Origin of the sequence: Oceanihabitans sp. IOP_32, assembly GCF_009498295.1 — a bacterium.
Lineage (GTDB): Bacteria > Bacteroidota > Bacteroidia > Flavobacteriales > Flavobacteriaceae > Wocania > Wocania indica.
This window is the reverse complement of the sequence record NZ_CP040813.1, coordinates 499,659-525,690: the sequence shown is the minus strand read 5'-3', so window position 1 is coordinate 525,690 and position 26,032 is coordinate 499,659. Positions and strand designations below refer to the sequence as shown.

The following is a 26,032-nucleotide window of genomic DNA, read 5'->3' as shown; positions in this document are numbered from 1 at the left end:
TATCTATAAATGCAGTAGTGTACTCTCTTTTCTTGAAGCTAAAGGCATGCGTTTTTATTTAGGCCTTTATTTAATATTTGCTTTAAACGTGTTTTTCGAAGAAGTAGACGAGCTAGATTCAGATAAGTATCTTAAATTTTTGTCGTTCGAACTAGAATTTAAATTGATTCACAAATTAGAATCAGCATAATAAAAACATGAAATAAACAATAAACTACTTTTCAATAAGTAATATACTAAACTAAAAGAAGCAGTTTCCATCTGGAAAGCTAAGGCAATGATACCAAAAAACAAAACAGTATGATCTCAAAAAAACAAGTTGATGCCATTTTAAAGGACAAAATGAAACTAGATTTTAAAAACGAAACTTTTAGTGATTTCTCAAAGTCTTATGAGATTTTGGGAAAATTATTAGTGGGTAAACTACCAAAATACAGAGACACAACGCCAATTATTAATTTTTATGAAGAGGCTTTTGGTAAAGATTATAAAACAAGCCCATGGGCAAGTGATGAAGGGTTAAAGTTGGCACAATTGCTTTTTGGAAAACAACGGGCGCCTTATATTCAAAACATGTGGGCGCTACTTTTACAATTGCCTTTTCAGTCTGGTTATAATAGGCGCCCTTTTCGAATGGCTGTAAATAGCCAACACATTACTAAAGCTATAAACCAATTGCGCAGTTTTGTAAATACCAGCTACTATGGTTTTGCCGATTGTAATTTAACAGAGCAGGCACAATTAACTGGTTATTACCAAAATATGGGGAATGCCTACTTTTTTGCTGTGGTTTTAAAGGAAGGTAATCCAGAACTACAAAGCATCATTTCAGATATTATTAAAGGTGAAGATGAGGTGGCAGGTGCCGTGTCTAGAGATATTATAAAAGCCTTGTTGCTCACAAATAAAAAGGAAAATTGGCAAATGGTAGAAGGTCTTTTATTGGCAGCACAACGTCAAGAAGGCCTGCGTCAAACCATATTAGAAAGCTTAGACGAAACCAGTATTGGTGCCCTGCGTTATTTAATGAATACCATTTTAGAGCATGATTTAATGCGTTTTAGTAGCGTAGTAAGAGCGGTAGATACGTGGTTTGGCTTTGGCTGGGATGCTCCTAAAAAAGCAACTATAAAAAGAACCTTAGAGCTGGCAGCCAGCTTTATGGACAATCCCGAAAACGTTGACGATGCCCTAAACAGTAAAGATCATCTAGAGGCCTATGTGGCTTTATGGACTTTAGGGCTTCACAATGTGACCCAAGCCAATAACAAAGCGTTTACTTTGGTGTTTGGTGATCACACAAGCAAAGAGAAAAAATTATTAGCCTTGTTCTTTATTTATGAAACCATGAGGACCAAGCATAAACTTACGCCTTATATGATGGAGCATTGGGGCAAAGATGTAGAACTAGATTATTGGTTTTTGTTAAATGCGCCTACTTTTGAATGGACTGATGAGTTCTTCCATAAAGTAAAAGCTACCGCCGATGCTTTACCTGCAGATGGAAAAAGATTTGGTGGTGGTGTTTTTGAATGGAAAACCTATCAAATTACACCATATTATTTTTATAATTATTTGATTAGGTATGGCAAAGAAGAACAAATGATACTTTTGGCTCAAGATTTAGCAAAATTACCAAGCCATGCTAGAGAGGCGTTTATTCGAAAAATTTTTCCAAGGCATTACACGTATTCTTTATCCAGAAACTATTACCAAAACAAGCAACCAGACATTCCAAAACTTAATTTTGAAAAAAATGCTTGGCAGCGTGTTTTGTTGCGCCAGGCGGTTACCGATAGAAACAGCGCTGTGATGGCAACAGGTCTTAAAGCTTTTGATTACATGGATTTAGGTGCCGAAGAACTCGATGTCTTAGAGGCCCTTTTAGCAAGAAAAGGTAAAGACTTGAGAAAGCACACCATAGAATTAATAATAAAACAACCAGAAAGCACCTTAAAATCCACTACTAAAAATTTGGTAGGTTCTAAAAAACTGGAGCAACGCCTGGCAGGTCTAGAAATTTTAACCGTTTTAGACGAAGCACAAAAATACCCTGAATTTGTGACAGCTCAGGTGTCTAATTACCAAGAACGCCAAAACTTAAACAAAAACGAAGAGGTTTTTTTAGCTAAATTCTCTAAACAACAGACTAGCGAATACACCTTTGCCAACGGTTTCGGGGTAATTGATTACGCTAAAATGACGCCTCTAATAACACCCAAAAATAAATTTGAAAATAAAAAAGGTGTGTTTGATTTTATAAAATCTAAAACAAACTTTCGTCTTAAAGGTATTGTTGATGAAAAGAAAATGGGTACCGAAATTAATAAATTGATGGCACTTTATGAAGAACATCGAAATTATGAATACCAGTACGAGGGTTACCAAGGCGCAACTGAAACCATTTTATTGGGTAACGGAATACACACAAAAACAAGACTTACTAAAAATTTTACTCATCAAGAGTACTTGAACGATTTACCCTTAGCCGAAGTGTGGAAAACATGGTATGCCGAAAGTAAATTAAACGATTTTGAAGTCTTTTATGCCTTGTTTTACATGAATGCCTACGGAGATCCCTTTGGTCGTTACGGTGAAATGGCAGATTTTATAAAAACCTATTACCCTGAAAAAAAATGGGTTAGTGATGATGTTAATATGGGCTACAATAGCAAAAACAGGCAACTTGCCATTGTGTTATCGGCTTTGAATAATGTATATCGTGACGAGATGATGCTTATTAATTTTAAAGTGGATGTATTTGAAGACATGATAGCCAATTGTCCCGAAGAATTTAAAAGCCGACATTTAAAACGTGAGAAATTTCAATATCTGAACGACTTGATCTGGACAGATATGATTAACGATAGTTTTTTTGGTATTTATACTCACGAAATTGAAACGGTAATGGCGCAAGACATTAATCTTGCAAAACGGTATTACGATTTAAGTTTTTATCTGTTTGCTCAGCGTTTAGGATTTCCAAATCTAATAACAACTATTAAATCCGTAACAGAGACAAAAAATACCGATATGCGCCTGCGCCCTCCAAACATGGATTTAAGCCTCAGTTTATTTGAAAAAGGGGTGTTGCCAGAAGAAAATCTAATGTTTCAAGCCTTTTATCAACCCGATTTATTGCGTTTGCTTAATGGTGGCATAAGTTATAGGACAAGAAGGTATAAAGACAAAACTTTTACAACCCGTAGTATTCCAGCTTTAAAAACCAATTTATTAAAAGTAGAAGTTGAACGTGGTGATTTGCCTACCGAGGCTTCAGCGTACATTGGCAACTTGGTAAAGGTTGAAGGCGTACATTATGTTTTTGAAATTCTAGAACGCTTAGGCAAAGAAAATCTAGACAGAGGCTACAGTTATGATAACACGAGTAAAAAAGTAAATTTTAGTACCATATTAAGCATAAGTACACCTTCAGAAACCGATACCTATGAAGTTTTTGCAGCGGGAATAAAAGCTTCTAAAATCACCAAAAAACGCTTAGTAGAAGTTGCATGTTACGCTACACAATGGGCAGAGTGGATTGGACGCTACCTTAAAATTGACGATTTAGAGGATGCCATTTGGTGGTTTCACGCCCACGCCTCAGATTATATGTCGGCTCATAAAGAAACCATTATTGCACGTTATTCCAACATTGATAAGAGTGATTTTGCAAAAGGCGCTATCGATATTGATTGGTTTAATCGGGTGTATTCCAGCTTAGGTAAGGCTAACTGGAAACTGTTGCACGACGGCGCCAAATACATTTCTCGTGGCAATGGGCACAGGCAGGTAAAACTTTACTCTGGTGTAATGTTGGGTGAAGTTAAAATTACAGAAACCCTAAAAAAAATAAAGGATAAGCGGGATAAAGATTATCTAAGAGCTTTAGGATTGGTTCCTTTAAGTAAAGCTAATGCCGAAAAAGATTTGCTAAACCGTTATAATCTCATTCAAAACTTCATTAAAGAGAGTAAGAAATTTGGCGCGCAACGTCAAGAGAGTGAGAAGATTGCTTCAGAAATTGCACTAGACAACCTTTCTAGAAATGCTGGCTTTGAAGACCGCATTAGGTTTGGTTGGGCCATGGAAGGCAAAGCGACTGAGAAAATTATGGAAAACGACACCGTGCAATTTGAAGATGTTACTGTAAAATTGGTGGTTGATGATTACGGAAAGGCAGACATAAAAGTATTTAAGGGTGAAAAAACTCAAAAAACGATTCCTGCAAAATATAAAAAAGACAAAAAAATCATAGCACTTAAAAACAGTAAGAGTTATTTGTCTAAGCAATATTCTAGAACGCGCTTGTCTCTTGAAAACGCCATGATTCGTGAAGATGTTTTCGAACTTAAAGAGCTGGATCAAATTATGCAGCACCCCGTGGTGAAAGCCATGTTAAGTAAATTGGTGCTTTTTAATCCAGAAACTAAGGCTTCAGGGTTTTACAAAGCGGGTGTTTTGGTTAATGCTGAAGGTCAATCGCATGCGCTAAGTCCGTCCGATGGATTGGTAATTGCCCATCCTTCTCATTTATACCAAGCCGTACAATGGGATTTATATCAAAAATACCTGTTCGAAAACAGAATGGTTCAGCCTTTTAAACAAGTGTTCAGGGAGTTGTATGTAATTACTGAAGATGAACGCGAGCGCAGTTTCCGGTCAGAGCGTTATCAAGGGCATCAAATTCAGCCTAAAAAAACCGTTGCTTTATTACGTAGCAGAGGTTGGACGGTAAACCGCGAAGAAGGCCTGCAAAAAGTATATCATAAAAAAGGATTTATGGTGACTATGTATGCTATGGCCGATTGGTTTTCTCCTGCCGATGTGGAAGCACCCACTTTAGAATACATTTGTTTTCATTCCTTAATAGATTACAAACCTTTACCAATGACCGAAATACCACCTGTAATTTTTAGCGAGGTGATGCGGGATATCGATTTGGTGGTAAGCGTGGCTCATGTGGGTGGTGTGGACCCAGAGGCCAGTCATAGTACTATGGAAATGCGAGCCGTGTTGGCCCGAGAATCGGCACGTTTGTTTAAGTTGGATAATGTTGAGGTAAAGCAACGTCACATCATCATAAAAGGAAAGCTGGCAGAATACAGTATCCATCTAGGCAGTGCCAATGTGAGCAAAGGCGGTTTGGCACTAAATATTATAGCCATACAAAGTCAGCATCGAGGCCGTGTGTTTTTACCTTTTGTAGATGACGACCCAAAAACAGCAGAACTTATTTCTAAAATGAAACTCTTAGCCGAAGACCATAAAATTCAAGACCCAACAGTCTTGGGACAGATAAATAAAGCCTAATGAAGCAGATAAATGGTTTACTTCAGCTTATGTTAAGTTTAATAAGTTTAAGTTGTACCAAGTTGGCCGATGTTAATACATTACAGCTAGACATACATTTGTAATAAAACTCAAAAAAACACCAATGAAAAATTTTTGGTTAACAGAAACTTCACCCAAATTTTTATTTTATAACATGCTCCAAAAAGATAATCCGCATGCCACTTTTTGGGATGTTTTTTCAGATTACGCCAGGATACCCTCGGGACTTGAGGCACCTAATACTAGTGAACAGTGGCTGGCCGAAAAAGATAAACTAATTCAAACAATTATAAATTTTGATTTGGCTCATGTGACTTTATCCAGAATTCAAATTGAAAATTTATGCTGTGCTATTGAAGCATTTGTTTTTGATGGCGAGGAACCACTATTTGATTATTTAGACGCTAATCTAATTCTAGTAGCAAAAAAAATCGCACAAGATTACCTAGTACCCAAAACACTTACTCAGGCGACCGTTTATGCCTTTTTAGATGATTTACAAGAGGGTCTTGAAAAAAAAGATGAAAAGCATATTACGGCTTCAGATAAAGACAGCTTTAAAAAATTGATCTTGGAGTTGCCTTATTATTCTGAGGAAAAAAAGCAGGAAATCATCAAAAATTTAGAACAACTTTGGGAAGTTAATCCTAATATTGGGCATGATATGGATAACGATTTTAAAGAGGATTTTGAAAAAGAGCTTGAGACAGCACAAGACCTTCAGGAAGCTTATTTTTGGCCAGAAATAAACTTAGCTCATTCTCAAACTTTTTATGGTTTTAATGATGCGGGACATTTATCATACCAAGCGCAAGAAACATTAGCAGAACAAAAATACAATGCCTATGTTAGCCAAATAACACAATTATTAGCAATGTCTCCTCATGAAGATTTCTTTCCTGTAAATTTTAATATCTCAATCGATAATTATGATGTTTTTGAAGCGTTTGCCAGTCAATACCACTTAGCCTATGAATTTGAACATAAATTCACCATCTGGAAAGGGGATGATCGTGTCTTGTTTTTAATTCTAAGAAGAGAAGATAAAGAGTTGCCCTATCAAATCGTTTTAGGAGGTATGATGCTACAAGAATATGCTACTATTTTAAATAAATATAATGAGCTTAATAGCAGTAAGCCTTAAACAATAAAATATGAATACACTCACGATACAACTCAAACGTTTAGGCAAGAAAAAGATTAAAACGCTCAATATGGAGCTTGATTCAAGCCCTAAAAACCTTCGAGAACTCATAACGGCCTGTGTGCGTCACGAAGTAAGTAAATACAACCAGAAACGTGAAGGTGCTAACGTGCTTTCGTTTTTAAATGCTACCGAAATTAAGGAACAAAGCGCATCGGGTAAAATTAATTTTGGCGATACGGCCAATAAAACTTTGGCTGTAGAACAAACGGCTATTGAAAATGCCTTATTAGCCCATAAAGACGGTCTGTACCTTGTGTTTATAAACGATGACGAAATCACCAGTTTAGAGCAAACCATAAGCTTAAACGAACAAAGTTGTGTAACTTTTATTCGTATGACTTTTTTGTCTGGTGCCTATTGGTAGTAAACCATTAAAAAAAATTAACTGAAAACAGGGGTAGATCCTTAAACATGAGTTATTACTTTTGTTTTTCAATATACTAACATCGCCTTAAAAAAAAAATAACATGAAGTTTCAAAACATTATACTTAGAAATACTAATTTGTTCTTATTCGTTTTTTTAAACCTTGTAAACTTGGTGGTACACGCCCAGCAAGACACCCTGTATTACAACAACAATTGGAAACTTACGGTTAAAGATAGCGCAGCGTATTTTAGACCACCAGTACAAAAACAGGGGTCGCTTTATAAAATTGAAGACTACTATAGCTCTGGCCAGCTACAAATGCGAGGAATGTCTACTAAATCTGACAACAATTTGTGGCAAGGCGAAGTAACATGGTATAATGAAGACGGTAGTGTTTTGCAACAAGCCACTTATAATAACGGAAAACTTGAAGGAAAATACATTTCATACTTAAACGACAAGCGATTAGAGGCAGTGTTTAAAAACGGTAGAATAATTTCAGGAAAAACCAATGGAAAATGGCTAAAAAATAGGAGATATTATCAAGAAGTTAGAGGAGATACGGTGGTAAATATTATTTATGAAAACGATATCAATGGCGCGAGGTTTGAAAGATATAGCTTAGGAAGTCATCGGGATAAGTTAGTGAAATATTATGATCATCACGGTAAATTTATTGGGCAAAGAGAACTTCTGCACAAAGGAAATTTTAGAGGTTTAGAGGTGTTTTATTATGAAACGCCTATGCGCCCTATGCAAATAATATACTATCCAAACGGTAAGAGGTTGGGGTCTACTTTTTTTTATTGCAACAATCAAGTTCGCGAGCAATTTAATATGGAAAACGAACTGTCTAAAACCTATTTTAGTCCAGATGGGAAAAAAATAGGTAAAATTGAGTACAGTTTAAAAAATGATGTTTTAAGAGCCGCTAATGGTCGTAAAATCACGTTTTTTTCCAATTATAATAAAGACAAAACAGAATTGATACGTTCAATCCGTGAGTACAGTAATTCGAAATTAAAAAAAGACGAACAATTTTACGAGAATCAAAACTTAAAATCTAAAACAATTTATACCGATGGTAAAAAAGAGTTACAAATAAGTTACAATGAAGCAGGTCAGGAGATTGCAAGAATGGTTTACAATAATTGGAATCCAGTTGAAGGAACAGAAATTATAGGTAACGGAAGCAAAACCTATAAAGACGGTAAACTGGTTAAGGAGTTGAATTACTATCAAGATACCAATCTGATTTTTAGCAGAAAAACCTCAGACCTCGAAATTTATTACAACAAAAATGGGGAGGAATTGGGGCGTTTAATTTTAAAAGACGACAACGGGTATCAAAAACCCACAGATGGTTATCGTTATTTTATTGATAGAGAAGGGGATATTCGAAGTGAAGAATTGTATAGTAACGGGTACAGGGTTAGTATTACCAGTTACTACTCACGTCGTGTCGCTGAAAATGTTACAAAGAAATTTAAAACCATTGAGTTAACTGAACCCGATAGTTTCAAAAAGAACAGAGAACAGCGTTTCTACAGCAATGGGGTTATGCAAAGTGACATAAAATTCTCGGGTTATACTGAAACATTGGGTACCTTTTACAACAAACAAGGTGAGAAAATAGGAGAATATGATTACAAAGCAAAAGATGGTAAATTGTTTGTTTTCTTTAGAAATAGTGACCAATTAAAAAGCAAAGCCGTTTTTAAAAATGGTAAGCAATTAAGCTTAAAGCGCTATGATTATGGTATTCAAAGTAAATATGGAGAGATTAATCCTGTCTTGGTTGAAGATATTGACATTACTTGTTGCGCAAAGTTTTATACCAGAAACGGTGAGCTTATAGCAGAGGCTATCTATAAAGATGGCAAACCTTGGGAGGGCCAAATTTACGATCCACAAATTAGAACAAAATATACCATAGCCAAAGGTGTGCGTCATGGGGCTTATAAAAAATATGATTATAACCATAACGTTTTAGAATCAGGTAATTTTGTTGAAGATAAAGCCGATGGGCTTTTTACTTACTACGATTATAGTGGCAATATATTAAAAAAAGAAACTTATAAAAACGGGCTATTAGAGGGGCTTGCTTCTTACTACGATAAAAACGGTAAGTTGCTAAGCGAGATGTCTTATAAAGCGGATAAGCCAATGGATGGCACGCGTATCGTTCAACTTACGTTTAACGGGGTAGAAACGAACCAAACCTTTGCTAATGGCGAATTGGTGCAAAGTATTTATTCTGACGATAAAGGCAAACGCCTAGCTTTTTACGAAAATGGAACACAAGTTAAAGGGATTGCATATTATGGTGATACCAATAATAAACGCTTTAGTTATCGTTTAAAAGGCAGGAATTTACACGGTGAGGTCGTAAGATACAACAAGGAAGGAAAAGCAGAGTATAAAGCCGTTTTTGACGATGGTAAGCTTAAGGAAGGTGGCGTTTTACTTAATGCCAATGGCATTAAAGGAAAACCAGAGTACATGATTTTAGAACGAGATTTAGGTACGGTAAAGGTTAGATTGATGGGGCAAAATAACAAGGTACTATTAAAAGCAGAAGAAGTATTAACCTTTGGAACAGCTACAGTATTTATACAAAATTTAAATATCTATATTAATAATATCAAGCCAGAAGATTTATACTAACACATATGGGCTACGTTTCCTACGTTATTATGTTATTTTAATATCGTGCTCGTTTAGATAGCCATTTGGTTTTGACATAATCACACCTCTAATAATTTGTTACTAAAAATTATTATACCAATTTAATTTTGAAATATCGTATGGTTAATTTGGTATTCGAGGTGTTTTTGTGTAGGTCGGGGTAGCTACACCATACTTTTAAAAGATGCGTATCGAGTAATTTACAGTCTTTAAGTGCGTTTTTATAAGCTAAAATCTCGTGTTTCTACTTAATTAACAGTATCATTAAATTATAACTGCATCTAGACTATAAATGACTAAATTTATAGGGGAGAGCTCATGTTTAAAAAAGCACTTACAATCAGAAGACCCCTTAGCTGATATTTATCATTGCACCAGCAGAATTTTTTGCTTAACTTTAGTGATAAATTTATCCTAACCATGAGAAAAATACTTATTCCAACTGATTTTTCAGACAATGCCCAAAACGCGAAAAATTATGCTGTCGATTTGTTTAAATACGAGATTTGCGAGTTTTATTTTTTACATGCTTATCAAGATGAGGTTTATGCAGACGAGGTTTCCTTAACACAAGAAAATATTGATGATGTTGCGGCGGCTATAGGCAAAACATCCGAAGAAAAATTAAAAGATATTGTTGCGAATACCAAAAGTATTTTTAGTAATCCAAGACATTCTTACCACATCATATCAGCAAACAATTTATTGGTTGATGAGGCCAATAAAATTGTAGATGATGAAAATATAGATCTCATTCTAATGGGAACACGTGGTAAAACAGACGACAGAAAATTAACATTTGGCAGCAACACCTTACAGGTCTTAAAATACGTTCAATGTCCTGTTTTAGCCATCCCTCAGGGTTATAAATATACGCAACCAAAACATATTCTTTTTACCACAGATTATATGATTCCCTATAAACGTCGCGAGCTTAAACTGCTTTGCGAAATAGCGGCGCCTTATAGGGCGACTATTGATATGCTTTACGTCTCAAAAAGCAATAGGTTGTCATTACGACAAGAAGATAACAGGAAATTTATTGAAAATGAATTGGGTAAAAACACCATAAATTTTAAAATAGATAACAGTAAACATGTTATTAATGCAGTGTACAAACATATCAAGGAAAATAATACAGATATTTTAGTTATGGTCAATACAAGGTATTCCATTTTAGAGAATATTTTATTTCAATCAACCATAGACGAGTTAAGTTTAAATCTGGATATTCCGTTTTTAGCCTTACAAAATATGAGACGGAATTAATATACAACAAAACCAAATTATCATGAAAAAAATACTTCTCCCAACCGATTTTTCTCAAAACTCTTGGAACGCCATTGCTTACGCTTTGCAGCTTTTTAAAGATGATACCTGTACATTTTATTTGTTAAATACTTACACACCTATCGTGTATCACACAGAATATGTTTTGGTTAGTCCAGAACAATTCGACTTAGGTTATTCAGCACGAGACACTTCGGTAAGACAGTTAGAAGAGTTCGAACTTAAAATGAATCAAGAATTTAAAAATCCAAATCATACCATTGAAACGATGGCGGTTTTTAATATGCTTATTCCAGAAGTAAAGGACATTGTTAAAGAAAAGAACATCGATTATATTGTTATGGGAACCAAAGGGGCTACTGGTGCTAAAGAGGTTTTATTTGGATCTAATACGGTACACATGTTTAAAAACATTAAATGCCCGATACTCGCTATACCAGATGATTTTGACTTTGAACCGCTTAAAGAGGTTCTTTTCCCTACAGATTATGAGATTGATTATAACGATAATCACATCAAACCCATAACAAATATTACTTCACTTTTTATCGCTAATCTTAATATTTTACATGTGTCTTATGGGTACGATTTAACTGAAAAACAACAAAGCAACAAAGCAACATTAAAAAAATATCTTAAAGACCAAACTCATTTATTTCATAATGTGAGTAATCAAAGTGTACCCCATGCGATAACCGATTTTCAATTAAAAACACGTATTAATATGTTAATTATGATAAATAATAAACATTCTTTTTTCGAAAATCTGTTCTTTAAATCGACTATCAACCAAATAGGATTTCATTTAAATCTACCCTTTTTAGTAATACCTTCAAATATTTAAAATTATGGAATACAATATCTTACTTACTACAGATTTTTCTGCGAATGCCTGGACGGCCACGGCTTATACTTTAAAATTATACGCCAAAGAAAAATGTAATTTTTATTTTCTGAACTCCATTGATATTAATGCCGCTATGCGGTCTAAGTATTCTTCTGAAGTTTTAAAAAAAATGCAAGAAGACGCTAAGAGATTATTATTAGATTTAAAGGCCTCTGCAGAAAAAGAGCACGCAAATCCTAATCATAATTTTCATACTATTTTAAGTATTAACAATTTGAATAAAGCAGTAGACAATGCTATAGAAACTCATCATATTGACTTTGTCTTAATGGGAGCAAAAGGTGCAACGGGGGCAAAAGAGTTTTTTGTGGGCGGTAATACCATGCGTCTCATTAATGGTCTTATAAAACGCCCTGTTTTAGTAGTTCCAGAAAAGCCTAATTTTATTATCCCAAAACAAATTGGTTTTTTAACAGACTACAACCGTAGCCATAGTGCATTAGAAATAGAACCGTTAAAGAAATTGGTAGATTTACACCATTCTAAAATAGCCGTAGTGCACATACATAAAAATGAAGAACTAAACGATACGCAACAACAAAACCAAAAAAACTTAAGAAATCATTTAGCTGACTACGATTACAGTTTACACTGGATACCTAAACTAGATAATAAATCAGAAAAGATTAATGAGTTTATCCTAGAGAAGGGCATAGATATGTTGGTGCTTGTAAACTTTAAGTTAAGTCTTATTGAAAGAATTATAAAAGATCCTTTAATAAAAAAGATAGGTTACGAGCCTATTGTACCGTTTTTAGTGATACCAGAGTAATTTAATTATTAGGTATCTTATTCTTAAATTTAATAACATCTTATTTAGATGGGTTTAATACCAAATTAGCCATGTTATGCCGCATAGAATTCGTTTACTCACATCTTTCTATTTTATAAATAGGTGTTCGTGATGTGCTTCGCAGTTCTTTTTTGCCCATATTTCGGTATAAAATAAAACCATAACTCAGGCTATGCTTTGATTTTCTATCTCATCTGGACAAAAAATAATTCAAATTAATAATACGACATTTCAAAACTAAATTGGTATTAGCTATATAATCGCTTTTGTTACCTTGAATTTTAAATACTAAATATGGATACAAGCACAATTGACATTATTAAAACTTCGGGTGAAAAAGTAAAGTTTTCAATAGAAAAATTAAAGGACTCATTAAAGCGTAGTGGTGCAGACGAGCATACTGTAAACCAAATTGTAGATAGGGTTAGGGATGAATTATATCAAGGCATTTCAACAAAAGAAATTTATAATAGGGCTTTTGCTTTATTAAAAAAAGAGAAGAGCTATTTTGCTTCAAGATATAAGCTAAAAAAAGCTATTTATGAGTTGGGCCCCACGGGTTTTCCTTTTGAACGTTTTATAGCCGATGTGCTAAAGTACTCTGGATACGAGACCAAAGTTGGTAAGATTCTACAAGGTAAATGTGTAAGACATGAGATTGATGTTTTAGCTCATAAAAACGGTGAAACTACAATTATAGAATGTAAATTTCATAGCCAAGAGGGGCTTAATTGTAACGTTAAAATTCCGCTTTACATAAATTCTCGTTACCTTGATGTAAAGGAACATTGGAATGGTAGCTCAAAAAACAAATCTAAGCTTACAGCTGGCTGGGTGGTGACCAATACACGTTTTACAAATGATGCTTTACAATACGGCAAATGTGTTAAACTGTATTTATTAAGTTGGGATTACCCAAAAAACAATGGTTTAAAAGACCGCATTGATCGTTTAGGATTGTACCCTATTACAGTATCTACATTGTTAACCAATAGGGAGAAACAATTTTTATTAAGTAGAGATGTGGTGTTGTGTAGAGCCTTAATTGGCGACGATTTTTATTTAGATCATTTAGGCATTTCAGAAACTCGAAAACAAAGAATATTAAAAGAAATAAAAATATTGTGTAATCATTAAAAGCTATGGATACATTTGTTAAAGTACACTTCTTAGGAGCCTCTGGGGTAGTAACCGGATCTAAATTTCTTCTGGAAACTCCAGAAAAAAACATATTGATTGATTGCGGTATGTTTCAAGGTTTAAAAGACTTAAGAGAACTAAATTGGGAAGATTTGGAAGTTGATGTTCCTGCTATAGATGTCGTTATTCTAACCCATGGGCATTTAGATCATGTAGGGTATTTGCCGCGATTATTAAAGCAAGGGTTTACCGGAAGAATTATAGGCACAGCACCTACTTTGGCTATTGCAGAAATTATACTAAAAGATAGTGCTAAAATACATGAAGAAGAGGCTGAAAAAGCAAATAAAGAAAAATACACAAAACACGAACCCGCACTGCCGTTTTACACAACACTTGAAGCAGAAAAAACGATAAGCTTATTCCAAGTTGAAATGCCAGACAAATGGATAAAGTTATCTGAAAACATATCGTATCGTTTTCAATATAATGGGCATATTATTGGTGCCACGTTTGTAGAATTGGATATTCAAGGGAAACGCTTTGTGTTTTCTGGCGATATTGGTAGACCTAACGACTATTTGTTAGATGATCCCAAGTCTCCAGAATGGGCAGATTTCCTTTTTATAGAAAGTACCTATGGTAATAAATTACATCCCAAAGAAAATATTGAGGAGACTTTGGCGGCGTTAATAAAGGACACCATTCATAAGAAAGGAAATTTAATCATTCCAAGTTTTGCTGTAGAACGCTTACAAACACTCATGTATGTGCTCTGGAAACTCTACAAAGCCAACAAAATTCCTGATATTCCTATTTTTGTAGATAGCCCTATGGGAAATAACGTTTTAGACGTTTTTAAACGCTTCCCGAAGTGGCACAAATTATCTACTGAAGAGTATGATGCCATGTGTAATCATATTAATATTATTCAATCGTATAAAGAAACCTGGGAAACTATAGATGATAACCGCTCAAAAATAATTATCGCAGGTAGTGGTATGGTTACTGGCGGCCGTGTACTAACTTATTTACAGCAACTGATAGATGAGCCGTCTACAACCGTTTTATTGGTGGGTTATCAAGCTGAAGGTACCAGAGGCCGGTTATTACAAGAAGGTGCACACGAAATACGCTTTTTCGGGAAATATTACCCTGTAAAAGCGACTATTAAATGTGTAGGAAGCCTTTCAGCTCATGGCGATCAAAACGATTTAATACACTGGATGAGTAGTATTAAAAACATTCCAGAAACGGTGTTCTTAATTCATGGCGAACCTACTGCTTTAGATGCTTTTAGAGTTAAAATCGAGAACACCTATGGTTGGCATGTTAAAATACCAAAACTTAATAGCGTCGAAAAACTAAGGCTATAATCTGCTTCGAAATTTAAAACAAAATGAAATCAAAACTCACTTACAAAAGCTTTAATAGCACAAAATCTATCGAAGCGCTTAAATATGCCACCTCACTGGATATTGTAAATCTTGAAAATATTAAGATTGATTTAGATTTTTACAAAACCTTGTTAAAAAAATCCATTTATAAGCCTCAAGTTCTTGATTTATACGAAAGGCTTGTTATTTTTAAACGGGAAATTGCGACTTTAGATACAACCTGCACAGCTCTGCTAAGCGCTTTGCAACAGCACGCGAATCAAATTAGCAACAAAATTGAATGCGACGATGTGGCTTGCGACAATTTTTTTATTCAAGAGCATGATGCCTTAGAACTACAAGTGTTTAATTTTAAAACAGAAATCGCTAATTTTAAATTTCGATTTTTCCAATACATCGAAAGTGTTGTCATGAATTAACTGTTTCTACAGTGTGATTAAGTTGGTTAACTGACTGATTTGTATCTAATGATAGATTTTTAATCAGCTACCTATAGTTTTTTTAATAAATATATTTACTTACCTTCTTTTTTAAAGCTATTAAACTACTGTTTTTTTCGCTTTCTGTTGTCATTTAGCATGAGTAAAGACAAGTTTTTTTCATGTTTTGGTAAAGGGTTTGCTATCGAAAGAATTGCAAATATGAATGTCTTTAAGCTATCTATTAACAAAAATATGATTCGTAAACAAAGTATGTGGTGCACTAACTAAATTTATGTCAAATTTCAAAGATGGCTCAACTCTCGAACTTGCATTATGAATTCTAAAAGAAATTTGCCAACCTTCGTTTAAAGATACCAGTAACGTTGTTGTCGAGTTCTCTTGATAAACAATTTCTATTAATCTGGTCGGCAATTTCAATTTAGGAATCTTTGCTTTTGGTTTTACTTTTTCAAATGGTAAATTTAGAGTTCCGTGTAAATTATATGCCTGAATTTCAACCTTCTTCTTTCCTTTAATGACTTTGTAAAAATCACGATTACCAATTAAATATTGTACTAAATTTTCTGCTACTAAGTTTGGGTTTTCTTTATCCAGACGAAGTAATTCTTTCTTGAAAGCATTTAAAACTGGAACATACACTATTTGGTGCATATTCTTAATCGAAGTCCATTTCGTTGATTTGTCTTTAGCTCTTAAATTAGTTAACATATCAAAAACTGGTTTAATTTCTTGAAAATAATTTTGCGAACAAGAAACACCAAGCCATTTCTCACCAAAATTTATTCTTTGCGATAATCTTGAATGCTTAACCGCTCTGTGATTATTCTTTGCAGAAATTCCAATCTCCCAATTTTGTAATGAGCGAATTATTAGAACGTCACGAACATCTCCTGTTTGTCCAGCTTTATCGCTAACTAATTCCAAAACTAAAATATCATCTTTACTAATTTTATTTGACAATCTTGGTTCAATATCAATAAGAAAATTGATTGAAGCACTTGCAGTTATCCTAAAAGTGTCTTGCTCATTTTCTCTAAATTCATCAAAAAATCCTTTCGCTGTTTTGTACGGTTCATTTTTTGTTATAGAAACGCTTGTTAAGTTTTTTAAACGTTCATAAAACTCTGTAAGCAACGCATATTCAAAAGCTTTACCGTTTACTGTTTGACTTGCCATATTGTATTAAAGTGTATTTTCTAATTCCATTTTATTTTGTGAAACTGATTTTTGTTTCTTTTCCGCATTCTCAATCTGCGATTTTATACTAATGGCAATATGTTTTGCAAGATTGACAGGAACTGCGTTTCCTATCATTTTATATCCAGCTGCTATATGTTTATAATAAAAGATGAAATCATTTGGAAAAGTTTGGATTCTCGCACATTCTCTGACGCTCAACCTACGATATAATTTTTCTTTTCCGGGAACAAAAATACGTTTGTTTTGTTCTATAAATTTCATTTTTGGTGCTTGTGGATGAATTGGTGCGTGTCGTCCGCCCGCTTGAATTGTATAAGATTGCTCGTCCCAACTTCTTACTCTGTTTCTAGACATAAACATAGATGAAAATCCACCAATCATATATTCGTGATTTGGAACTTTGCAATTTTCCTTATTGGTTTTGTTGCCTTCTTTTGCAGGCACAACTAAATTTTGTAAATCAGCAATTTTTTCCTTGAGAGTTATTTTTTCTTTGAATGGTTTGGGAAACTCAAATTTGAAATCAAGGTCTTTTCGAATGCCAACGAAAAAAACTCGTTTTCGGTCTTGCGGAACGTTAAAATCTGATGCGTTGAGCAATTTGAAAGATAATTTATAACCAGCATTTTTAAATAATTGTTTAATGTTTTTTAGAGCTTCACTGTGTCTGTCTAACAGCATACCACTTACATTTTCAGCAAGAAAGAACTTTGGTTGCTTTGCTTCTAAGATTCTAATAAAATCAAAAAACAATTGACCACGTTTGTCATTTATTCCACGTAACGAACCCGCTTCACTCCAACTTTGGCAGGGTGGTCCACCAATAATTCCGTCACATTCTGGTACTTCGTGCGATTCAATGTTTACAATACTTCGTTTGTCAAGAATGGTTTTTTTATGATTTTTCTCGTAGGTTTCCCAAATGTCTTTATCATATTCATTTGCCCAAACCACATTAAATCCTGCTTTTTGAAATCCTAAATCCAGACCACCTGCTCCTGCGAAAAATGATACTACATCCATATTTTTATTGTGTTTGAAGGGTTTTGTTAAGTGTTCTTCTGTATTCTGCTTTTTGTTCAGCAACTTGCAAAAGTTGTTTTGTGCAATTTGTTTCATAAATATGTTTTCCAATTTTATCGGTAATATATTCATTTCGCAAATCTGTAAGATTGAGTTTGAAGATTTTCGCAAGTTTTGGCAAGCGTTTTTCATCAAAATCTCGTTTTCCATTCTCAATTTTGCATAAATTTGCAGAGTCCAAATTCAATTTAGCCGCAAGTTGAGTTAAAGTCAATTTGTTTTTGTTTCGTAAAAGTCGGATGTATTCTCCAAATGTGGTTTTCATGAGACTTGTCATTTTTTGACAAATTTAAGCTTTTTCATGGAATATTCTATTCTTAATCTTGAAAAATTTAAGCTTTTTCGATTTTTCCAATACATCGAAAGTGTTGTCATGAATTAACTGTTTCTACAGTGTGATTAAGTTGGTTAACTGACTGATTTGTATCATTGTATGGCTTCTGTTCTGTTTGTACATTACGACTACAACACAAGATATCAGTTTAACCTAAAAGTTGTATCATTATGTCAGCATTATTAAATCCAAGAAAGAGAAAATTATTTGAAGGCCAAACGTTATCCCCATGGGCAAGTAACTTTTTAACACCTTGGAATGCTATGTTTTTCAACACTGGTTTAGACAGCCTTACCAGATTTGAAGATTTTATTGACCCCGATAGCCACATGCCAGCAATGAACATTGAAGAGCGCAAAAACAATTTTAAAATTGAATTTGCGGCACCCGGATTCGATAAAAAGGATTTTGAAGTAACTATTGAAGACGATGTGCTTCATGTTTCTGGCGAAAAAGAACAAGAAGAAGGGAATAACGACGATAATTTTTCTCGTAAAGAGTTTAATTATACTACTTTTAAAAGGTCTATGGCTCTGCCAGTTTCGGTAGATTTAGATCAAGATGTTAAAGCGTCTTATAAGAATGGGATTTTAAAAATTAAGTTGTCTAAATTAGAAGCAGTTGACCACAAACAAGCTTCTAAAAAAGTGATTGAAGTTCACTAACACCTTTAAAAACAGAAAGTAGTCTTTTAAATTAAACCGCTTTCTGTTTTTTTATTTAACTTTACAGTAATGCAGCTTTTTAAACGAGTAAAACCAAACGTTCATTACCTTAAATTCATGAGCATTTCAGGTTAAGAAACTAATCATCATAGGGTATAAAAAAAATAATGTATTTCAAACTATTAAAATCCTTATATTTGTATAGTGTTTAAATTTAGTTCCATAGCCTTATCCTTCATTATACTAATTCAAAGTTTTGGTATAAACCTTAATGATTTGTCTCAAATTGACGAGTTTATTGAACACGCTAAATTCCATAATGAAGCACATGGCGACAATCTTTTCATGTTTATTTCTAAGCATTATGGCGAGTTAAAAGCAGAACATGACAAAAATCATCAAGAGGAAAAAGAAGACCACGAAAAGCTTCCTTTTAAGCAGCAAACTCATGTGGCTTCTATGACTTATTTTTTTCAGTTTACCAATAAAAACGGATTCAGAACTCTAGAGTTTTCAGAATTTAGAAAACATCATTTTTATTATCAGCCACCATCTTCTTCATGGCATTCAGATAACCTTTTTCAGCCGCCTCGGCTTTCATAAATAATCGCAGATTTATTCTTTTTTGTTCCTTAATCACATCATGGTGGTTTGGGCACTTTAACCTTGATTATTTACAAAAAAATGCTATCGTATATTATAAATTTTAGTTTAAAGAACAAAATTATTGTTCTTCTATTCACCACTTTTATTATAGGTTTTGGGATCTATTCTTTATCGCAAATCCCTATTGGTGCTGTACCAGATATTACCAACAATCAGGTTCAGGTTATTACCACTTCTCGTAATCTTTCCACCGAAGATATGGAGCAATTTATTACCTATCCTGTGGAGTTAGAAATGGCGAACTTGCCGGGTGTTATCGAGATTCGTTCCATTTCAAAGTTTGGATTATCGGTGGTCACCATCGTTTTTGAAGACGATATGGGAAGTTATCTCCCCCGACAACTTATTGCTGAAAAAATTAAATCGGCTGCCGAAAAAATCCCAGAAGGTTTTGGCTCTCCAGAAATGGGCCCTATTACCACAGGGCTCGGCGAAATATACCAATACATTCTAGATGTAAAGCCAGAGTTTAAAGACCAATACACAGTTGAAGATTTGCGTACCATTCAAGATTGGGTGGTTAAACGACAGCTTTCTGGTATTCCTGGCGTTGTTGAGGTGAATACTTGGGGTGGCTTTTTAAAACAATACGAAGTCGCCATCAATACCGAAAAATTAAACGCGATGAATATTTCTGCCCGTGAGATTTTTACGGCTTTAGAAATGAATAACAGTGTTTCTGGTGGCGGTTATATTGAAAAAGTAAATCAAGCCTATTTTATTCGTGGCGAAGGTCTAATCACGTCTCTAGACGATATTAAAAATATTGTGGTAAAAAACACCAACGGCATGCCAATTTACATAAAAGATGTCGCACAAGTGGGTTTTGGTAGGGCTACACGCTTTGGCGCGATTACGGGTAACGGTGAAGGCGAAAAGGTTCTCGGGCAAGTTATGATGCTTAAAGATGCCAACTCCAAAAAAGTAATCGATGCCGTTAAAATACGTGTTGATGAGATATCAAAATCTCTACCAGAAGGTGTTTTTATTAATGCTTTTCTGGATAGAAGTGAGCTTATAAATAAAACCACTTATACCGTCACCGAAAATTTGGTTTTAGGCTGTTTAATCGTGATTTTTGTAGTGGTATTGCTGCTAGGTAATTGGCGTTCTGGCCTTGTAGTGGCTTCCATTATTCCTTTGTGTTTGCTTTTTGCATTGTCCTTAATGTACCTATTTGGCGTCGATGCCAATTTAATGAGCTTGGGGGCTATAGATTTTGGTATTATCATTGATGGAGCCGTTATTATTGTAGAGTTTGTGGCTTTTAAAATTACAAAGCAAAAATTAACTATTAACGCATTACCTAAAATTGAAAGACAAAGTTTAAAAGATAAGATCACCTTTTCGGGGACCTCAAAAATGATGAATTCTGCCATCTTCGGGCAACTTGTTATTCTTATTGTGTTTATTCCCATTTTATCACTAAGCGGCGTAGAAGGTAAAATGTTTAAACCTATGGCACTCACCTTTAGTTTTGCACTTATTGGCGCCATGATACTTTGTTTTACTTATGTTCCGGTGGTCGCATCTTTGGTTTTAAAACCTTCTAAGGCCACAGATAAAAACATCGCTGTTAGGATAATGAAATGGGTTACTAGATGGTACGATCCGGTTATCGATTGGGCATTGCGTAGTAAAAAGTTAGTGTTAAGTATTGCGATTGTATTATTAGGGTTTTCGGTGTATTTATACTCAACTATGGGAGGTGAATTTGTGCCCACTCTGGATGAAGGCGATTTTGTAATTCAACCCGTATTAAAAACAGGAACCTCACTGCGTAATACGGTAGAAATAACCACCCAAATTGAAAAGATACTTTTAGAGTTTCCCGAAGTTAATCAAGTGGTTACCCGTATTGGTGCTGCCGAGGTGCCAACAGACCCGATGTCTATGGAAGAGAGCGATGTTATTATTGTGTTAAATCCTAAAGGCGAATGGACATCGGCAGCTTCAAAAGATGAACTGGCCGATAAGTTTAAAGAAGCATTGGCCATTATTCCCGGTATGGAAGTCGAATTTACACAGCCTATCGAAATGCGTTTTAACGAGCTTATTACTGGTGTTCGTGCCGATATAGCCATTAAGATTTTTGGTGACGATTTAGAAATTTTAGCTCAAAAAGGAAGTGAAATAGGTGAGCTAATACAAGGTGTTGCAGGTGCTGCAGATATATCTGTTGAAAAAATTGCAGGATTACCAGAAATGAGCGTACAATACAACCGTTCTAAAATTGCGAGATACGGACTTAACATTCAAGACCTGAATGATATGGTGTCTATGGGATTTGCTGGAAAAACCGCAGGAAGTGTTTTTGAAGGCGAAAAACGTTTTGATTTGGTTGTAAGACTAGAACAAGAAAAACGTCAAGGTATTGAGGATTTAAAAAACTTGTATATCGATTTGCCTTCCGGCGGAAAAATACCCTTAAGTGAATTAGCAGATATTAGTTTTAAAACTGGAGCTGCACAAATTTCTCGCGATGATACCAGACGGCGAATTGTAGTAGGTATAAACGTGCGTAACCGCGATTTACAGTCGGTTGCAGACGATGTGCAAGCCTTAATAAACGACAATATAAAACTACCTGTAGGCTATACCATTACTTACGGCGGCCAGTTTGAAAATTTACAAAGTGCCAAAGCAAGATTAATGATTGCTGTTCCTGTAGCGCTTATTTTAATATTTGTGCTACTGTATTTTGCGCTTAAATCGGTTAAAGAAGCGCTTATTGTGTACTCGGCAATTCCACTAGCGGCCGTAGGTGGTATCATATTGTTATGGCTTCGAGATATGCCTTTTAGTATCTCGGCAGGTGTTGGCTTTATTGCCCTTTTTGGTGTCGCTGTGCTTAATGGAATCGTTTTAATTGAACATTTTAAAGAACTAAAAACTCAAGGATTTAAAAGTATGGACGCCCTAATAAAACAAGGTACAAAAGATAGATTACGCGCTGTATTATTAACAGCATCGTCCACAGCACTGGGCTTATTGCCTATGGCGGTTTCAACCAATGTTGGGGCAGAGGTGCAACGCCCTTTAGCAACGGTGGTAATTGGTGGCGTGTTTACGGCTACATTATTAACTTTAGTGGTATTGCCGGTGTTATACGCCCATTTTAATACGCCTAAAGAAGATAAAAAACGCACGAATAAAAATAATATGGTGGGTCTAAGTGTCGTAGCCTTATTACTTTCAATACCGGCAATGGCGCAGCAAAACCCTCAAACTTTAGACGATTTAATACCTTTAGCTATAGAGAATAATGCGGGATTACAAGCAAACCGACTGGAAACACAACAATTTGATGCTTTAATTAATTCGGCTTTTAGTTTCGATAAAACGCAAGTGTATTATGAGTTTGATGAAAATAATTTAGCGGTGAATAATGAACCGCTTCAAATTTTCGGGATTCAGCAAGACTTTAAATTCCCAACGGTTTATTTTTCAGAAAAGAAGATGAATAAAGCGCGTTATAATATCACATCAAGTCGTTATGATATTGAAGAAAAAGCCATAAAACGAGAGGTAACTGCGGCTTATTACAACTATCAAATTGCTAGAGAAAAAGAACAAGTCTATAAAACGCTAGACAGTTTATATACTAACTTTTCTCAAATTGCAGCTAGACGTTTTGAATTGGGTGAAACCAATTATTTAGAGAAGATTACCGCAGCCTCTAAGCAGAAACAAATTAATCTAAATTATTTGCAAGCACAAAAAGAGGTTACAGCCGCTTATGCAAATGTTATAAAAGTTGTTCAAGCAGATGAAGCACTGGTTATTGCCTCCCAGCCTTCATTAAAAGTGCCACTACAGACTTTAGAAATTAACGGCAGTGCAGAAACGGCATTTTATCAAAATAGAATTGCCTTGTTGCAAGCCGAACGTCGTTTTGAAAAACAACAATTGCTGCCAGACATTAGCCTTAATTATTTTCAGGGGTCCAATTCAGAATTAAAAGGCCATTTGTACGGCTACCAATTGGGTTTAAAAATACCCTTGTTTTTTAGCGGACAAGCCTCTAAAATTAAAGCTTCTAAAATAGCTGAACAGGTTGCTGTATCAGAATCTAAAGACTACGAGATTCAGATTAACGCCAAGTTTAATGCGCTTAAGTTGGCTTTGTCTCAGCTTCAAGAGGCTTTGTATTATTATGAAAATGAAGGTGATACACTTTCTGAAGAAATTTTAAAAACCGCACATAGCAGTTTTGAAAACGGTGAAATTGATTTTTATCAATACATTCAAAGTTTAGAAAGTGCTTACCAGATAAAATTAGGTTATCTGGAGGAGTTAAGTGCATACAATCAAACCGTTATTGCTATAAATTACCTAACCTTATAAAAAAACAATCATGAAGAATATTCTATATAAAACAGTCCTTTTAAGCTTGATCTTTACCCTTTTTAGTTGTGGCGAAAAAAGCAGTCAATCTACAGAAAACGAGTCTGACGATAGGGCTACGGAAAATGAACATATTCAAGTCACACAAGCGCAATTTCAACAAAGTAACATGAGTTTAGCTCAGCTTGAAGAAAAGTCGTTTCCAACCCTTGTGAATGTAAACGGAATGATTGATGTACCACCAGCAAATAGGGCAGTAGTAAGTGCTACCATGGGTGGTTATATTAAAACAGCACCATTACTTGTGGGTGATAAAGTGCGTAAAGGACAGGTATTATTAAGCATAGAAAACCCTGAGTTTATTAGTATGCAACAGCAGTATATGGAGGTTAATGGACAGCTTACGTATTTAAAATCGGAATACGACAGACAAACAACCATGAAAGCTGAAAACATAACCTCTCAGAAAAGTTTTCTTAAAGCAGAGAGTGATTATAAAAGTGCTTTAGCAAGACATACGGGATTGGAAAAACAATTACGAATGTTGAATATTTCCCCATCACAAGTAAGGGCCGGAATAATCAGTTCGGTCGTTAATATGTATGCACCTGTTTCTGGTAGTGTTACAAAAATAAATGTTACAAAAGGAGCGTATGTGTCGCCAGCAACCGAGATTTTAGAAATTATAGATAATAAGCATATCCATTTGGAGCTTTCGGTTTTTGAAAAAGATATTATGAAAGTAAAAAAGGGGCAAGAGATTACTTTTAAAATCCCTGAGGTTTCCACAGAAGCATTTAAAGCTACAGTGTATTTAGTGGGCACCACTATTATGGACAACAGAACCATTACGGTGCATGCACATATTAATGATGAAGCCAATCACAACTTTTTAACAGGCATGTTTGTAGAAGCGGTAATAGTAACAGCATCAAATTCCGCGAAAGCGCTACCAAGCGAATCTGTTATTGAAGTCGATGGCACGTCTTATGTTTTAGTTCTGAATAAGAAAGAAGGCGATACCTACTATTTTAGTCAAGAGAAAGTTAAGGTAATAGCGAGCTATGAAGGTTTTTCGAAAATAGAGAATATTGATAATTTTTCTGAAAACACTAAATTTCTAGCTAAAGGGGCGTTTAGTTTAGTAGAGAATTAAGCACGCATCTTTTAGTTTACTTCGGCTTGAAAAAGCTCAGTTTTTTTATAGACTTCACCGGTTTCAAAAACCTGTGAGGTCTTATGAGTGTCAGTTTTAACTATGAACTAAAAAAAGCTAAGCATTTTTTTAAAGAAATGCTTAGCTTTTTTATTCATCATAAAGAATGATAATAACTAATACAATCATTAGTGTCCGACTAAAAATGTTTTATAATCATTAATCGCTTTTAAATAAAGAACTTGACGCGTCTTTTAAAATGATACCTTGTTTATATAAAACAATTATAAAGAGTGCGATGAGATGTTTTATTATTCAATTCACTTCTGCCAATCAGTTAGTTAGAATCTAGTCTTGGTTCTAATGTCTAAAAGCGAAGCGGTATTATGTCTTTTATCGGACATTAATGTAATAAAATATGTTTTAGTTTAACTGTCTTTAGATGTTGGTACAGCACAGCTTCCGCCACCTTTTTTAACGCCAAGTTTCATTAAAATGGTTTCTAATAAGCACCATTTTGTAAAGGCCGATTGAATTAAATTCACACCTATAAACACCGTAAACCACATCCAATTGGGGTGAACAAAAGTGGTTAATACCACACTTAACAAGACCATGAAACCAACAATAACTCTAAAATATGTATTTAACATTTTAATTTGTTTTAAGATTAATATTTGTTTTATATAAATTTCTCAATAGGAACTACAACCGCTCTAACCGCATTCTTAGTCTCTACAGTTGCATTAAATTCTTTGATTAAATTAAATAATGCATCAATGTTTTCATCTTCTGTAAACGAGAAAAACAAACGTGATTCATCACCAAATTTTTGACCAGGAAACCAGCTTGAAGCCATTAATACCGACGATCCGTTTTTATAACCATCAATATCAGAGCTGCTTAAGTTGTGGATATTCGCATTTTTGAAGAGTTTTAAAACATCTTTTTGAAAGGCTTCGACTGAGGTAACTATAACTAATTTCATATGCTCTTTATTTTTTGTTTTCCGCA

General features: G+C 34.6%; 19 protein-coding genes. 14 read left to right on the top strand and 5 right to left on the bottom strand.

What is annotated here, in order from left to right; translation table 11 throughout:
* Positions 1–300: 300 nt before the first annotated feature.
* The 10 genes from FEZ18_RS02130 to FEZ18_RS02085 all read left to right on the top strand — a co-directional run bounded on the left by FEZ18_RS02130 (position 301) and on the right by FEZ18_RS02085 (position 15,543).
* On the top strand, positions 301–5,313 hold the full coding sequence (locus FEZ18_RS02130) for a DUF4132 domain-containing protein (protein ID WP_153266791.1): 5,013 nt from the start codon (positions 301–303) through the stop codon (positions 5,311–5,313).
* 175 nt (positions 5,314–5,488) lie between these two features.
* A complete protein-coding gene (locus tag FEZ18_RS02125) occupies positions 5,489–6,478 on the top strand; it encodes a hypothetical protein (RefSeq protein WP_153266790.1) in 990 nt (329 codons plus the stop codon).
* A gap of 10 nt (positions 6,479–6,488) precedes the next feature.
* Positions 6,489–6,905 (top strand): hypothetical protein, encoded by a 417-nt coding sequence (locus FEZ18_RS02120; RefSeq protein ID WP_153266789.1) that lies wholly within the window; start codon positions 6,489–6,491, stop codon positions 6,903–6,905.
* A 103-nt stretch (positions 6,906–7,008) separates the two neighbouring features.
* Complete coding sequence (locus FEZ18_RS02115) at positions 7,009–9,576, top strand: toxin-antitoxin system YwqK family antitoxin (RefSeq protein ID WP_153266788.1); 2,568 nt, start codon at positions 7,009–7,011, stop codon at positions 9,574–9,576.
* A 441-nt stretch (positions 9,577–10,017) separates the two neighbouring features.
* Entirely contained in the window at positions 10,018–10,866 is an 849-nt protein-coding gene (locus FEZ18_RS02110; RefSeq protein ID WP_153266787.1) for a universal stress protein, read from the top strand.
* A 22-nt stretch (positions 10,867–10,888) separates the two neighbouring features.
* Complete coding sequence (locus tag FEZ18_RS02105; RefSeq protein ID WP_153266786.1) at positions 10,889–11,731, top strand: universal stress protein; 843 nt, start codon at positions 10,889–10,891, stop codon at positions 11,729–11,731.
* 4 nt (positions 11,732–11,735) lie between these two features.
* A complete protein-coding gene (locus FEZ18_RS02100) occupies positions 11,736–12,566 on the top strand; it encodes a universal stress protein (RefSeq protein ID WP_153266785.1) in 831 nt (276 codons plus the stop codon).
* Positions 12,567–12,881: 315 nt separating this feature from the next.
* Positions 12,882–13,724 (top strand): ATP cone domain-containing protein, encoded by an 843-nt coding sequence (locus FEZ18_RS02095; protein WP_153266784.1) that lies wholly within the window; start codon positions 12,882–12,884, stop codon positions 13,722–13,724.
* A 5-nt stretch (positions 13,725–13,729) separates the two neighbouring features.
* Positions 13,730–15,103, top strand: coding sequence for an MBL fold metallo-hydrolase RNA specificity domain-containing protein (locus FEZ18_RS02090; protein ID WP_153266783.1), 1,374 nt, complete (start codon positions 13,730–13,732; stop codon positions 15,101–15,103).
* Between the two features lie 23 nt (positions 15,104–15,126).
* Positions 15,127–15,543, top strand: a complete 417-nt coding sequence (locus FEZ18_RS02085) for a hypothetical protein (protein WP_153266782.1) — start codon at positions 15,127–15,129, stop codon at positions 15,541–15,543.
* A gap of 237 nt (positions 15,544–15,780) precedes the next feature.
* Here FEZ18_RS02085 and FEZ18_RS02080 read toward each other — a convergent pair whose 3' ends face one another.
* The 3 genes from FEZ18_RS02080 to FEZ18_RS02070 are packed head-to-tail and all read right to left on the bottom strand — an operon-like array spanning position 15,781 to position 18,115.
* A complete protein-coding gene (locus tag FEZ18_RS02080; RefSeq protein WP_153266781.1) occupies positions 15,781–16,743 on the bottom strand; it encodes a HaeIII family restriction endonuclease in 963 nt (320 codons plus the stop codon).
* 6 nt (positions 16,744–16,749) lie between these two features.
* Positions 16,750–17,790, bottom strand: a complete 1,041-nt coding sequence (locus FEZ18_RS02075; RefSeq protein ID WP_153266780.1) for a DNA cytosine methyltransferase — start codon at positions 17,788–17,790, stop codon at positions 16,750–16,752.
* 4 nt (positions 17,791–17,794) lie between these two features.
* Positions 17,795–18,115: a helix-turn-helix domain-containing protein gene (locus FEZ18_RS02070; RefSeq protein ID WP_194269504.1), complete on the bottom strand. Its 321-nt coding sequence runs from the start codon at positions 18,113–18,115 to the stop codon at positions 17,795–17,797.
* A 239-nt stretch (positions 18,116–18,354) separates the two neighbouring features.
* Between FEZ18_RS02070 and FEZ18_RS02065 the strand changes: the two genes are divergently transcribed.
* The 4 genes from FEZ18_RS02065 to FEZ18_RS02050 all read left to right on the top strand — a co-directional run bounded on the left by FEZ18_RS02065 (position 18,355) and on the right by FEZ18_RS02050 (position 25,018).
* Positions 18,355–18,849, top strand: coding sequence for an Hsp20/alpha crystallin family protein (locus FEZ18_RS02065; RefSeq protein WP_153266778.1), 495 nt, complete (start codon positions 18,355–18,357; stop codon positions 18,847–18,849).
* Between the two features lie 276 nt (positions 18,850–19,125).
* Positions 19,126–19,452 (top strand): hypothetical protein, encoded by a 327-nt coding sequence (locus tag FEZ18_RS02060; protein WP_228122811.1) that lies wholly within the window; start codon positions 19,126–19,128, stop codon positions 19,450–19,452.
* 81 nt (positions 19,453–19,533) lie between these two features.
* On the top strand, positions 19,534–23,862 hold the full coding sequence (locus FEZ18_RS02055) for a CusA/CzcA family heavy metal efflux RND transporter (RefSeq protein WP_153266776.1): 4,329 nt from the start codon (positions 19,534–19,536) through the stop codon (positions 23,860–23,862).
* A 10-nt stretch (positions 23,863–23,872) separates the two neighbouring features.
* Positions 23,873–25,018, top strand: a complete 1,146-nt coding sequence (locus FEZ18_RS02050) for an efflux RND transporter periplasmic adaptor subunit (RefSeq protein WP_194269503.1) — start codon at positions 23,873–23,875, stop codon at positions 25,016–25,018.
* Positions 25,019–25,446: 428 nt separating this feature from the next.
* Here FEZ18_RS02050 and FEZ18_RS02045 read toward each other — a convergent pair whose 3' ends face one another.
* The gene (locus FEZ18_RS02045) at positions 25,447–25,671 is read right to left on the bottom strand and encodes a DUF2892 domain-containing protein (protein WP_153266774.1); all 225 of its coding nucleotides are present in this window, start codon (positions 25,669–25,671) and stop codon (positions 25,447–25,449) included.
* Positions 25,672–25,700: 29 nt separating this feature from the next.
* The gene (locus tag FEZ18_RS02040; protein ID WP_153266773.1) at positions 25,701–26,006 is read right to left on the bottom strand and encodes a hypothetical protein; all 306 of its coding nucleotides are present in this window, start codon (positions 26,004–26,006) and stop codon (positions 25,701–25,703) included.
* Positions 26,007–26,032: the final 26 nt, after the last annotated feature.

Bases quoted from the DNA above. Each gene is read 5' to 3' on its own strand.
- FEZ18_RS02065 (WP_153266778.1), top strand. From the start codon at position 18,355: ATGTCAGCATTATTAAATCCAAGAAAGAGAAAATTATTTGAAGGCCAA.
- FEZ18_RS02115 (WP_153266788.1), top strand. From the start codon at position 7,009: ATGAAGTTTCAAAACATTATACTTAGAAATACTAATTTGTTCTTATTC.
- FEZ18_RS02125 (WP_153266790.1), top strand. From the start codon at position 5,489: ATGCTCCAAAAAGATAATCCGCATGCCACTTTTTGGGATGTTTTTTCA.
- FEZ18_RS02045 (WP_153266774.1), bottom strand. From the start codon at position 25,671: ATGTTAAATACATATTTTAGAGTTATTGTTGGTTTCATGGTCTTGTTA.
- FEZ18_RS02040 (WP_153266773.1), bottom strand. From the start codon at position 26,006: ATGAAATTAGTTATAGTTACCTCAGTCGAAGCCTTTCAAAAAGATGTT.
- FEZ18_RS02080 (WP_153266781.1), bottom strand. From the start codon at position 16,743: ATGGCAAGTCAAACAGTAAACGGTAAAGCTTTTGAATATGCGTTGCTT.
- FEZ18_RS02130 (WP_153266791.1), top strand. From the start codon at position 301: ATGATCTCAAAAAAACAAGTTGATGCCATTTTAAAGGACAAAATGAAA.
- FEZ18_RS02120 (WP_153266789.1), top strand. From the start codon at position 6,489: ATGAATACACTCACGATACAACTCAAACGTTTAGGCAAGAAAAAGATT.
- FEZ18_RS02050 (WP_194269503.1), top strand. From the start codon at position 23,873: ATGAAGAATATTCTATATAAAACAGTCCTTTTAAGCTTGATCTTTACC.
- FEZ18_RS02095 (WP_153266784.1), top strand. From the start codon at position 12,882: ATGGATACAAGCACAATTGACATTATTAAAACTTCGGGTGAAAAAGTA.
- FEZ18_RS02055 (WP_153266776.1), top strand. From the start codon at position 19,534: ATGCTATCGTATATTATAAATTTTAGTTTAAAGAACAAAATTATTGTT.
- FEZ18_RS02100 (WP_153266785.1), top strand. From the start codon at position 11,736: ATGGAATACAATATCTTACTTACTACAGATTTTTCTGCGAATGCCTGG.
- FEZ18_RS02070 (WP_194269504.1), bottom strand. From the start codon at position 18,115: ATGAAAACCACATTTGGAGAATACATCCGACTTTTACGAAACAAAAAC.
- FEZ18_RS02085 (WP_153266782.1), top strand. From the start codon at position 15,127: ATGAAATCAAAACTCACTTACAAAAGCTTTAATAGCACAAAATCTATC.
- FEZ18_RS02110 (WP_153266787.1), top strand. From the start codon at position 10,018: ATGAGAAAAATACTTATTCCAACTGATTTTTCAGACAATGCCCAAAAC.
- FEZ18_RS02075 (WP_153266780.1), bottom strand. From the start codon at position 17,790: ATGGATGTAGTATCATTTTTCGCAGGAGCAGGTGGTCTGGATTTAGGA.
- FEZ18_RS02105 (WP_153266786.1), top strand. From the start codon at position 10,889: ATGAAAAAAATACTTCTCCCAACCGATTTTTCTCAAAACTCTTGGAAC.
- FEZ18_RS02090 (WP_153266783.1), top strand. From the start codon at position 13,730: ATGGATACATTTGTTAAAGTACACTTCTTAGGAGCCTCTGGGGTAGTA.